The following is an 11,790-nucleotide window of genomic DNA, read 5'->3' on the forward strand; positions in this document are numbered from 1 at the left end:
AAACAATTCCGACGTTCAAAGGCTAGTCTATCCCCTCAAAAACGTTCTGAAATTGAGGGACTGCTGAAACGGTTGAAGTTACTGCTTTATGAAGAATAGGTTTTAAGTTACTTGTCCATAGATTAGCAAGTTAACTCCATAGCACAAACCTCAAACTCCAACCATAGGATTATCAATGTTAAATCTTTTAGTAAAATCCGTGAAATTACTGAAAAAAAATCAGGAGAGTAAACGTAAAATTTTGTAACGATCTTGATGCCAATAAAGATAATGAGTATATACTGGTGCTGGAGTTAAAGTTTATCCCGTAAATACCAAAAACCAAAATTTGACCGAACCAGCATTAAAAATATTTGGCACTACAATTACACCTTTTAAGTACCAATTGGTGGCTAAGGTTGTCTGGTCTGGAATTTGGGAAAAACTTACTCACACCATATTGAATACTTGAGGAAATATTAGTCATGATTTATGATATTGACAGCCAAGAAGCTACAATGAATCTTGTTATATCAGAAGAGATTACTGATAATTTCAATTATTCTTCGTCTGCAAATGCTGATTTTGTGCCAGACATTCAAAATTATGCTTTGACTAATAACCTTGAAGATATTTTTGTATTGGATCAACTTTTTCCTTCCTTAAATAATGTCGTCAATTCAGTAAACAATACCCTCATAGAAGACGCTTCAGGCTATGCCTGGTTTGGGCATCATAGTCATATTACTACCAACAATGCAGACCAAGATAGCAGGTATTATGCAAGCGAAATTTCTGGTGTATCCAACTTAACAGATAATCCACTAAATCTGTCAGAAATGAATTTATGGGAAGAAGCATATAGCAAGGCTTTTGATAGATTAAATTCGTTTGTAAATAATTCTAATGTAGAAGAACAACTTAAATCAGTTTTCGGGGAACAGGTTGACATAGAGGCTGCTCAAAATTTAATCAATCAAATTATTTTAGGAGAAATTGTCCCAACAATTGAAATTGTATCTAGTGCAGATATTGGCGGGGCACAAGGTGCATACGCAAAAGATACAAATACTATTTATATCAGTCAAGAAGTATTCTCCCTAAATGACGTGAGATTTGTCACTGATGTATTAACAGAAGAAATTGGACATTATTTAGACGATTATCTTGGTAATGAGGAATCATTAGGAGATACTGGTTTGGCTTTTGCTATGCAAGTCAGAAGTCAAAATTTAGACGTTGAAAGTTTGGAATTTGCTCGTAGTATAAATGACAATATTACAGTTGACATCAATGGTGAATTAACAAATTTGCAAACATCCAGCTTGCAAGATCGTTGGTATATTAATATTTATGAATGGGAGAATCGTACTTTAGATAATTTACGTTATGCAACACAAGCGGTAGCAGGTAAAACCGTTTCCAATGTTAGAAGTGATGGCAATATAGGTTTTTCAGAAAATTGGGGTTGGGGTAGTCCTGATGTTGGTAATGGAAATTATCGAAAACCTTTCATTGATTTGGGTGACGGATTCATAGGAAATATTGCTTCGGATTATTTTAGCAAGAATATGTTAACTCAGTATGAGTTTCAAGCCGGAGAACAATATGAGTTTACGGTACGTTCAGATGATGGTTTTAGAATAGCGGCTAGTCCAATTGATAGTGAAAATTGGGAATTTATAACTCGTAATGATTGGGAATGGGAAACCGCTTATAATACTAAAACATATACCTTTACTCCACAACAAAGTGGTGATTATTCGATTTATGTCCAGTATCGTGAAAAGGAAAGGAATGCTTACTTTGATTTAACTTGGCAGCCCAAACTTTCTGATACTACGAGGAGTTTTGAATTTGCCGATTGGATACATAGTGGGACTCCTCCAGCGTTTCGGGAATTTAGTGGTAATTCTTTAAATGAACGAGCAAATATTGACCCATCAAAAGAGACTATTATTGTAATTCACGGATGGGCTGGTTCCTCAACAGAGGGTCAACCATTAAATAGTGGAGATGGAATTTATAACCTTGGCTTAACTATCAAAGATAAAAATCCTGATGCTCAAGTGTTAGCACTTGATTGGCATAAACAATCTGCGCATAGATTTACAGGGCCTGGCGGACCTGCTGGGCGTATTCGTCGAGTTGCAGACTGGGCTATTGAAACTCTAGAATTATCAGGAGTAAATAGTGGAGAAAACTTAACTGTCATTGGTCATAGTTTAGGCTCTTATCTTGCAGGAGAAATTGGAGACGGAATTGATAACACAAAAAATTTAGTTGCATTAGACCCAGCATTTGGAATGTATGATCTGAATATTTTTGATCCATTCACATATGAATTACCTACTCAATTTAATCAAGCAGCCCAAAATTCTTTATCACTTGTTGATGGTTCAGCGTCGAGTATAGGTAATCTAACAGCATCATCAACAGCAGATGTTTCGTTTTTAATTGATTATCCTTGGACAGAACGATTAAATGTGTGGGGTATAAATATTATTAGTACTCCGATTAATCCTGTCACTCGTCATACCGGAGTAGTTAGTGTTTTCCAAGACATCGTGGAAAGAGATTTACTTGGGGATGATTTTACCAACTGGCAAATTCCGCCTTTTGTAGAAAATCACTATAATGACGACCGAACTCGAATAATTGGGCGACATGAAGGCAAAATTCATGTAGATGAAAACTTCAAAATCACTCGCTTAGAAACCGCCCGAGGAACATATTGGGAGAATTAATCAAGATATTAATGATGCTCAATAATACTTATATTATATAAGTATTATTGAGAGAACTTTGCAACAGCTCTACTTGTTGCCATAAAATTCAAACTCAAGTTGGTTTTGTGGTGAACGTAATGAGTCTGATATGTTTGAGTGATTGTTGATAGTTTTGATATTGCCACCACCTCAAACACATTGGCAAAACCTCTACATCGAAAACACCAGGTGGCAGAATATATGAACCCGCCGCCACTTGGTAAAATATGTTCAAACACTCACCTATCATCAAGGCGATCGCTCTTTCGACAAAGCCGGGAAACGCTTGGCGGCGAGTTGGCTTATACATCAATAAACCTTCTGAAATTTTCAGACTGTCGGACGGACTTTTGCTAAGGCGGAACTGGTGGCGGGTCAGAAACAATTAACAATTAACAATTAACAATTAATAATTAATAATTGGCTGCTGCGGGCGGGTGTATATAGCTGCCCGGTGTGTTTGATGGCTGACGGCGGCACCCGCCCCTACATTCGACGCGGTATTCTTGTTTAGAAGACATCGAAATTAGCCATGTAGGTTGGGTGAAACGCAGTGAAACCCAACATCATTTACAGATGCTGGCGTTGGGTTTCGTACCTCCACCCAACCTACTCAAATTGGGCGATCGCCTCATTTTTTCACACTGAGAGATGGTGGCGTTGGGTTTCGTGACCTCCACCCAACCTACTCAAATTGGGGGAAAAAGGCCATACTAAGAGATGGTGGCGTTGGGTTTCGTACCTCCACCCAACCTACTCAACTTGGGGAAAAGGCGATCGCTCATCTAGCCATTTGTGCTGGATGCGTGGGAAGGGGAGAGTGACTGGAAACCCGGGTGCTAAATTGCATAAATTTCTCGATCCGAGCCGATAACTATTTTAGGGAAACCCGAAAACCACTGCACTACCAAAGGACCGATGAAAACTCTACCAAACTATCAAATCCGAACATTTGGCGATCGTCGTCAAATTCCCATCAAGCAAATCGTGATCTCGAAAGTGCAACCGAGAAAGTATTTTAGTGAGCAAGGCATCAATAAACTGGCTGCCAGTATTAAAAGCAGTGGCATCCAGCAAGATTTGATTGTGCGTCCCATTGGGGGGGATAAGTATGAGTTGGTAGCGGGGGAGCGTCGCTATCGAGCGGCTCAAATTGTGGGACTTGAGACGGTACCGGCTCAAGTTAAGGAGATGAGCGATGCTGAGGCTTTGCAGTGCGCTTTGACTGAGAATATCCAGCGGGAGGATTTGAACCCGATTGAAGAAACCGAGGCGATTTTGCGGCTGTTGGCTATCAACTTAAATGACTCAGTGGAAAAGGTGCGATCGCTACTGCACCGAATGAAAAACGACGCTAAGAAAAAAGTAACTACCCATAGCGCTATGGGTACATCGGAAGCCGAAATTGTCAAATCCACATTTGACTCTCTGGGTCGAATGTCGTGGGATTGATTCGTGAGCAATCAATTACCACTGTTGAAACTGCCACCGGAAATTCTGAAAGCTCTGGGTGAGGGCGATATTGATTACACCAAAGCGAAGGAAATAGCCAAGTTAAAGTCCGAGGAGGAAAGGTTGGCGCTACTAGAAAAGGCGATCGGTCAAAAATTGACCCTGAGACAGGTGCAGAAATTGGTGAAGGAAACGAAAGTATCAGAACTGCCAGACCAATTGGAAACTGAGATCTCCGACCTAGCCAAACAATTCCGACGTTCAAAGGCTAGGCTATCCCCTCAAAAACGTTCTGAAATTGAGGGACTGCTGAAACGGTTGAAGTTACTGCTTTATGAAGACAATTGAAAATTTTTGAGGATTTATTTTCCCATACGGTATCAGGGTGAAATTATTATATGTCTAAGTCAAATTGCAACTTCTATTGGAAGCATCTCATAATCTGCGTGGCTCCTTTTTCCTAGAGCAGATGGGAGTAGAGTTTCATAGATTCAAAACGCTATACTTTCATTTGATGTGGCATTCATGCAATGACTGTGGAGAGATTAAAAAATATCTTTCTGCTTTTGTTTCCACAATGCTAATGTCAAATAAACAATTGCGTGCAATCCAAGTAAAAACCAGTTTAAACTCAAATTAGACCAGGTTGGATCGTAAACAGGTGTCACTTCAAAAGGTTGAGGAATAATGCTCCCGTCGGGAGTTTTCATCGGTTCCGGCACCATTGCATTCACATCAACTAAAGCCCCATAAGCCCCCACAGACCAACGACTGAGCATCAACCAAGAAATAATTTTTCCGATTCCTTCCATTTTGAACAACACTCCCGAAAAAATAATTTGAGGAAGTAACAATAGAGGAAGGGCTGTATTTGCTTGAGTCTCATTATGAACAAAACAGGAAACTGCCAAACCCAAACAACCACTCGTAACTAAGGTTAGAAAGGTGGTTATACTGAGTCCAATAAGCCAAGGTATGAATGTTGGTTCTGGAGATTTAAAACCCAGTATCACAACCGCAGCCATTAACAATGTTTGCGCTAATCCTAAAAAGCATAAAACCAGAATTTTGGATCCCAGGTAAGGAAACAAACCCAAGTTCACAAGACGTTCACGGGCATAAATAGCTGATTCTCGGATAATCGTTTGCAATGATCCTGACAACCCGACCCAAATAGCCGCACAGGTAAATACAAATAGAACGCGCAGAGCTAAAGGAGCCAGGGTCGGATCGGAACCGTCGCCAAGAATCAGGGGTTCTTGCTCGCGGATAGCCAAAGTAATCAAGGCAATTCCAATGGGAGCAGTTAGCAATGATAGTCCTAAGTTAAATCGGTCAGCTAAAACCAATTGGATGTCTCGTTGTAAAAGTACCCTTATTTGCCTCAGAGCAGAAGGCTTAACCTGTTTTGGTTTATCTTTGAATTTTGTCGTCGTTTGATTTGCTTGATTTATTCCAGGAGAATTGGCATTAATTTTACCGGGAATAATCAGAGCATCTCGGACATATTTTTGGTAGTCAGTATGCTGTTTAAATCGAGTATTCCACTGTTGGCAATAATCTTCGATGGAGCAGCCTTGATTTTCTTCTGGAGACTTTTCCAGTTCATTATAAATTTCTGCAAAGTCATCCCGTCCTACATTAAAAAAACTAGGAGCTTCGCTAGGGGGTCCGAAGTAACAGAGATTTCCTCCCCTTCCCATAAAGGCAACGCGATCGCACAAAGTGATGTTTGCAGTAGCATGGGTAACAAGAGCTACAGTTCGATTTTCTGAGTGAGCTAACTTTCGCAGAAGTTGCATCATTTTTTTGTCTAATCCTGGATCGAGTCCTGATGTGGGTTCGTCGAGGAAAAATAACTTGGGGTCTGCTAAAAGTTCAACGCCAATGCTGACTCGCTTCAATTGACCACCACTTAGTTGGCTAATTAGGGTATGCCGTCGATCTAAAAGTTCAATTTCAGTCAGAGTTTTTTGAATAACTGCCTCAATATTTGTATCAGGGGGAAGGCGTAATTGAGCAGCAAAAGTGAGAACCCGATCAACCGTCAGATTTCTATGTACGATATCTTCTTGAGGTACATAGCCAATTTGGGTACGGTAGATATTAAAATTTTGTTGCAGGTCTGAGCCGTTTAAATAAACATATCCTCCAGAAAGAGGTTGAATACCTAGCAGTGTCTTCAAAAGAGTTGATTTTCCCGTTCCACTTCCGCCAACAATTGCAATCAGTTGACCGGGTTCGAGTGGAATTGAAACACAATTGAGCAAAGTTTGGCTGTTTCGGGAATGTTTGGAAACAATGCGGGTAACTTCCCAAGCATCAAGACGCAATTTATCCCCCCGGTCTTGAAGGGTGAGGCGATCGCCACTCAACACCAAAATAAATGAACCGATGCGAATTGTGCAACCATCGGGAAGCCGCATAGATTGATTGACTTTCTGTTCGTTGACGAAAACACCATTTGTACTGTAGTCAAATAACTGGTAGTACCCACCATCAAACTTGTCAATGACAGCGTGCTTTCTGGAAACTACAGGAGAATCAAGAACCAAGTTACAAGATGGGTCGCGACCTAGCACAATCGAACGGTTTTTGATACTAATTGATTGATTTCTCGTGGTGCTAGAGACAATGAATTTAGGGTTTTGGGGATTATGGTATTTCAGACGAATGAGAGTCATAGGATCTTGACCAATTTGCAACTCAGCCCCGTCGAATAATTGATAATATTCCACAACCCCTACCCGGCGTTGATCAACAAGCAGTCCATTTCGACTGGGTTGGCGAGTACCATTTTTGGTGATACCGTCGTAAATCTCATATTCATCGCCGTTGCGAGTTAAAGTAGCCTGGTAACGAGAAATTGCTAACCAGTCTTCGGGAATCTTTAAATCTGCATCAGTAGCCCTACCAAGTATCAGTTGAGCCTTTGTCAGTGCAAATGTGACGGTTTGGGTCTGGTTTGTCAGTTCCAGATATGGATCGGAAGATTTTTCAAGCTGGGTTTTAGGTAGACTATGGCTCATGGGTTATGAAAACTATGCTATTAAGTTTTTTATCTTAAATTTTTTCAAGGTCAATCCGTTAAAACTTAAAAGAAAATTTATATTTCTTGGCTTGAGTTTCAGAGTTAAGCGTGTTATTGTTGGAATAAATAGGTATAAGCAATAAAGACAGTTCGTACTTACCAATGAACTGGTTGAGGAATTACTATGGCTGACCATTCTTTATTAAACCACCGCTATCAAATCATTCAGCCTTTAGGTTCTGGCGGTTTTGGAGAAACATTTCTGGCTGAAGATACTCAAATGCCATCCGGGCGAAGGTGCGTCATTAAACAACTAAAGCCTGTTACGGATAATCCTGATATTTATCAATTAGTACAAGATCGGTTTCAACGAGAAGCTGCTATTTTAGAGGAACTGGGAACGGCTCATCAACAAATTCCAACCCTCTACGCCTATTTTCGTGAAAATGACTTATTTTATCTGGTTCAAGAGTGGATCGAAGGTCAAACCTTAACGGACTACGTTCATCGCCACGCTTCAATGCGTGAAAGCTCTGTCCGAGCCATGCTAGTCAGCTTACTGTCTGTTCTGGAATATGTTCACAGTAAGCAAATTGTTCATCGCGACATTAAACCTGACAATATTATGCTGCGATCGAGCAATTTAGAACCTGTATTGCTTGATTTCGGTGCCGTCAAAGAGACGATGGGAACTGTACTGAGTCACTCTGGAAATCCGACGCGATCGGTGGTTGTTGGTACACCGGGGTTCATGGCTAGTGAACAAGCTATAGGTCGCCCTATATACAGCAGTGATTTATACGCTTTAGGATTGACTGCCATTTTCTGCCTAACTGGAAAAGTTCCGCAAGAATTTTCAACAGATCCTCTCAGCGGAAATCTCCTTTGGCGCTCTGAAGTTCCGACAATTACACCAAGTTTTGCTAACGCCATTGAACAAGCTATTCAATCTCATCCAGACAAGCGTTTTTCGACGGCTGGCGAAATGCGAGCTGCGCTGAATTTCACATCTCATACAGGTACTTCTGTTTCCCGGACTGGGCAACCTACAGCTACAATAATTTCTAGCAATCCCAACCAGCAACCTCCAACAATTGTTTCTTCTGTTCCCGTAAGTCAAGCAGCTACTATTCTTTCTCCAGCTCAGTCTATGAGTCCGACAGCATTACAAAATCCATCAACAATGCCAGAATGGGCTAAAGCAGTATTAACGGGTGGAATAATTGGCAGTTGCATTATTGTTGGACTTTTTGTCTCAAGATTTTGGAATAGTGTTGCTGATAATGCAATAGACAATCCTATAGCCGTTGAGGTTCAGCCGACAACTACAGCTTCTGCAAGCCAGACACCATCGCAATCGGAATCAGAAGCCGAATCTCAGCCACCAAAGCCTGCTGTACAAGCAATACCATCTATTACAGAAGAAAAAGCTGTTGCATTAGTTAAACAATGGCTTCAGTCTAAATCCAAAATTTTTGCACCTCCTTATAGTCGAGATGCTGCCCGTAATTTAACCACAGGTGCATTACTCACTGATTTAGTTAAAGCCGATGGCCCCATAAATTGGCTACAAAATAATAATGCTTATTATCAGTATGGAATTCAGCGCGTTGATTCTGTAGAGCGTTTTGAATCAGATGAAAACAATGCAACAATAGAGCTGATAGTTACAGAAGATGGCACATTATATCGCAACGGCAGACCCGATCCCAATAATGCTTATTTCAGTACATCCAGATATCGATATACCATAAAAAAAGAAAATAATCAGTTAAAAATATCCTGGTATCAAAAAGTTGATTAAATACATCATGGCTGTGCATAAATATTTTTTCAAAAATAATCATAAAAATCAGGGTGAACGTCAAGGATTGAGACGTGCCTATTTAGCGACTAATAATTACCCGAATAAAAAGCATTTATCAAGGTTAGCTTGGACTACAATTGTTATGTCAGTGAGTTTAGTTTTAGGACTAAGTGGAGCAGCTATTTTGTACTTTGTATTTCCTCCTAAACCTTCATTAAATAATGATCGCTATTTAGATAATACAATTTTTCGAGAGCCACCTAATAGTATAGATTTATCTCCAGATTCTGTAGATTTAAATATAACTTCTAGACTGGAATCAAGAGAAGGTATTAACCCCAATTGGGTTTATAATGTCACTAATCCTACTCACTTTAAGCCCAATGATAATTTACAAAATATTGTTAATGAAGTTGTTTATACTGCCAGAATGCGAGGTCTTCCAACTAATTCTTTATCTATACACTTGATTGATTTAAATAAACAAACTGAAGGCACTTATCAAGCTGATGTTTTTCGTTATCCTGCCAGTATCCCGAAATTGTTTTGGTTAGTCGCGTATTATTCCTTACAAGCAGAGCGCAACATTCCTCCTCAACCAATTGATTTACCAAAAATGGGATGTGTTACTACTATTTGTAAACTCATCCAAAAATCTGATAATGAAGCAGCTAGCCGAATTGTAGATTTTATCACTGATACCACATCTATTTCCCATACAGAAGACTACCAAACTTGGCTAAATAAACGCTATTCTGTCAATTATTTCTTTCAAAAATCAGGATATTCAGGAATAAATATCAGTCAGAAAAATTTTCCCATCCCCTATTTGGGAATGAATTATCCTCAAGGATGGGATCTGCGTATGCGTGGTGATAATCAGCCTCCAATTCGTAATCAAATGACGGCTCGACATGCGTCTAGATTAATGTATGAAATTGCTACTTATCAAGCTGTTTCTCAAACCACATCAATGCAAATAATGTCACTGCTTAAAATAGATTTAAATCCTCAAGTTTGGAAGCCCGAGGAATATGATTCAGTTGATGGTTTTTTAGGAAAAGGAATTTATCAAAATCGACAAAAGATTGATTTTTATTCAAAAGTCGGGTGGACTAATGATTCTCGGCTCGAAGTCGCTTTAATTCATCATAGGTCTAAAAATAGAGCCTATATTATATCAGTCTTTGGCGATGGGGCTGCTTATGGAGAGGATTGGGAATTTTTTCCAATTATTTCACGCTTAGTTTATGAAAGAATGTTCGAGTAAAGAAAATAATGAGTTTTTTAAAATTGGCCAATCATTGGGGTGTATTTCTGATATTATTTTGGGTATCTGACTGGGTTTTTGCAGGGACTGGCAACATTCAGCAGATTGCGGACGGTACAGAAATAGATAAAGTTAGAATTGACATCGATCAATTTTCCACTTTTCCTTGATTTAATTATTGGAAAACTATTCATTCAGCTTATGACTATGCACAAGCCGAAGTTAATAAAATACAAAAAGTTTTTTTATTTTTGGGGATTATCAATCATTGTTTTATGGCTTATTTTGGTTCAATTTCCTGCTAATTCAAAAATAGATAGCCAATACCATGTTCTTATAACTAGGTCTAGTTTGCCTGTTTTAAAGAGCCAAGGAGGACAGGATGTGGAGGCTATGTATTCTCGTTTAGAAAACTTTGCACAGGAGGGAGACTGGCGTAAGGCTGATGAGCAAAACTGGGAATTAATAAAGCAAGTTGGTAATAGATGGGGCAATTTAGGAAGCCAAATCCATCCAGAAGAAATTGCTCAAATTTCTTGTTCAGATTTGAGGAGAATTGATGAGGTTTGGAAGAAGCACTCAAATGGAAACTTTGGTTATAGTGTTCAACTTAAAGTTTGGAGAGAGCAATTCAATACTACTCAACTTCAAGGGTTGATGGAGGGGGAGCGAAATCGTGAAGTTTTTCAAGCATCTCTTCGGTTATATGCAGCTTTGGGATGGTTGATTACTCCTTCTTCTAAGAGGAATTACCAGAACTTTATATTTGATTTGCAAGCACCTCCAGGACATTTACCTTGTTATTCGGGAAATTCAGTAAATCATTGTTACACAGCCTGTGACTCAGGGAGAGCACCTGGCTTTTGTGGGGGTGTAGTTGTGGAAAATTCTCGGTTTTTGGAATGTAGGCTTTAACCCCGTAAGTTACACTATGAAATCTAAATTTATTTATTTTCTAATGCAGAAACTTGCCCTGTCTTTTCTATGCTTAATATTTGGCACTTTAGCCACAATAGAGACTTCTTTCGCCTATCCCCGTCTTAACTGGCGCAGTGCTGATTTTGAAGGTCGAAGAGTGATTGCGGAGTCGGCTTGGCAAACTGAGGCAGAGGCTCAAAAAAGAGGTGAGGCTCTTCATTTTGAGCATGGATTTGGGAATTTAGGGGTTCTCTGGATTCCCTATTATGAAAATCTCTCAGGACGAAGACTCTATCAAACGATTATTGTTCCTGAAGGAAATTGCGATCGCTTCTTACGTCAGAACATTCATAAGATTGATGGCAATGCTTACTGCTTTACCCCCAGTAATCGCGGCTTACCGGCTAATCGCAGAGGAGTAGCCATGTAGGTTGGGTGAAACGCAGTGAAACCCAACATCATTTACAGATGCTGGCGTTGGGTTTCGTACCTCCACCCAACCTATAATAATTAACAATTAATAATTAATAATTAATAATTTTAGCCATGTAGGTTGGGTGAAACG

Annotated in this window: 10 protein-coding genes; 8 read left to right on the top strand and 2 right to left on the bottom strand. The window is 39.6% G+C overall.

The window, feature by feature from the left end:
* The first annotated feature begins 464 nt into the window (after nt 1-464).
* Nucleotides 465-2,726 (top strand): alpha/beta hydrolase family protein, encoded by a 2,262-nt coding sequence (locus ACTIE0_RS20140; RefSeq protein WP_439516961.1) that lies wholly within the window; start codon nt 465-467, stop codon nt 2,724-2,726.
* 94 nt (nt 2,727-2,820) lie between these two features.
* On the opposite strand, the gene ACTIE0_RS20145 is transcribed toward ACTIE0_RS20140, so the two are convergent.
* Complete coding sequence (locus tag ACTIE0_RS20145; protein ID WP_006667998.1) at nt 2,821-3,057, bottom strand: hypothetical protein; 237 nt, start codon at nt 3,055-3,057, stop codon at nt 2,821-2,823.
* 608 nt (nt 3,058-3,665) lie between these two features.
* Here ACTIE0_RS20145 and ACTIE0_RS20150 point away from each other — a divergent pair.
* Together ACTIE0_RS20150 and ACTIE0_RS20155 are read left to right on the top strand one after the other, a co-directional pair.
* Nucleotides 3,666-4,199 (top strand): ParB/RepB/Spo0J family partition protein, encoded by a 534-nt coding sequence (locus tag ACTIE0_RS20150; RefSeq protein WP_006667995.1) that lies wholly within the window; start codon nt 3,666-3,668, stop codon nt 4,197-4,199.
* 3 nt (nt 4,200-4,202) lie between these two features.
* On the top strand, nt 4,203-4,547 hold the full coding sequence (locus ACTIE0_RS20155; protein WP_006621757.1) for a ParB/RepB/Spo0J family partition protein: 345 nt from the start codon (nt 4,203-4,205) through the stop codon (nt 4,545-4,547).
* A 197-nt stretch (nt 4,548-4,744) separates the two neighbouring features.
* Here the strand turns inward: ACTIE0_RS20155 and ACTIE0_RS20160 are convergent, their stop codons facing one another.
* On the bottom strand, nt 4,745-7,228 hold the full coding sequence (locus ACTIE0_RS20160) for an FHA domain-containing protein (RefSeq protein WP_006621758.1): 2,484 nt from the start codon (nt 7,226-7,228) through the stop codon (nt 4,745-4,747).
* A 186-nt stretch (nt 7,229-7,414) separates the two neighbouring features.
* Between ACTIE0_RS20160 and ACTIE0_RS20165 the strand changes: the two genes are divergently transcribed.
* From ACTIE0_RS20165 to ACTIE0_RS20185, 5 genes are read left to right on the top strand one after another with little or no spacing between them, the layout of a single operon-like run.
* On the top strand, nt 7,415-9,034 hold the full coding sequence (locus tag ACTIE0_RS20165; RefSeq protein ID WP_006621759.1) for a protein kinase domain-containing protein: 1,620 nt from the start codon (nt 7,415-7,417) through the stop codon (nt 9,032-9,034).
* A 7-nt stretch (nt 9,035-9,041) separates the two neighbouring features.
* On the top strand, nt 9,042-10,307 hold the full coding sequence (locus tag ACTIE0_RS20170; protein WP_006621760.1) for a serine hydrolase: 1,266 nt from the start codon (nt 9,042-9,044) through the stop codon (nt 10,305-10,307).
* Between the two features lie 8 nt (nt 10,308-10,315).
* Nucleotides 10,316-10,477, top strand: a complete 162-nt coding sequence (locus tag ACTIE0_RS20175) for a hypothetical protein (RefSeq protein ID WP_006667991.1) — start codon at nt 10,316-10,318, stop codon at nt 10,475-10,477.
* A 31-nt stretch (nt 10,478-10,508) separates the two neighbouring features.
* Entirely contained in the window at nt 10,509-11,222 is a 714-nt protein-coding gene (locus tag ACTIE0_RS20180) for a GUN4 domain-containing protein (RefSeq protein ID WP_006667992.1), read from the top strand.
* 16 nt (nt 11,223-11,238) lie between these two features.
* A complete protein-coding gene (locus tag ACTIE0_RS20185) occupies nt 11,239-11,655 on the top strand; it encodes a hypothetical protein (protein WP_006667993.1) in 417 nt (138 codons plus the stop codon).
* Nucleotides 11,656-11,790 lie beyond the last annotated feature (135 nt).

It is taken from the genome of Limnospira sp., assembly GCF_051859755.1.
GTDB lineage: Bacteria > Cyanobacteriota > Cyanobacteriia > Cyanobacteriales > Microcoleaceae > Limnospira > Limnospira fusiformis.

Excerpts from the sequence above, each read along its gene's own strand:
- ACTIE0_RS20145 (WP_006667998.1), bottom strand. The coding sequence starts at position 3,057 with ATGTATAAGCCAACTCGCCGCCAAGCGTTTCCCGGCTTTGTCGAAAGA.
- ACTIE0_RS20185 (WP_006667993.1), top strand. The coding sequence starts at position 11,239 with ATGAAATCTAAATTTATTTATTTTCTAATGCAGAAACTTGCCCTGTCT.
- ACTIE0_RS20140 (WP_439516961.1), top strand. The coding sequence starts at position 465 with ATGATTTATGATATTGACAGCCAAGAAGCTACAATGAATCTTGTTATA.
- ACTIE0_RS20165 (WP_006621759.1), top strand. The coding sequence starts at position 7,415 with ATGGCTGACCATTCTTTATTAAACCACCGCTATCAAATCATTCAGCCT.
- ACTIE0_RS20170 (WP_006621760.1), top strand. The coding sequence starts at position 9,042 with ATGGCTGTGCATAAATATTTTTTCAAAAATAATCATAAAAATCAGGGT.
- ACTIE0_RS20160 (WP_006621758.1), bottom strand. The coding sequence starts at position 7,228 with ATGAGCCATAGTCTACCTAAAACCCAGCTTGAAAAATCTTCCGATCCA.
- ACTIE0_RS20175 (WP_006667991.1), top strand. The coding sequence starts at position 10,316 with ATGAGTTTTTTAAAATTGGCCAATCATTGGGGTGTATTTCTGATATTA.
- ACTIE0_RS20180 (WP_006667992.1), top strand. The coding sequence starts at position 10,509 with ATGACTATGCACAAGCCGAAGTTAATAAAATACAAAAAGTTTTTTTAT.
- ACTIE0_RS20150 (WP_006667995.1), top strand. The coding sequence starts at position 3,666 with ATGAAAACTCTACCAAACTATCAAATCCGAACATTTGGCGATCGTCGT.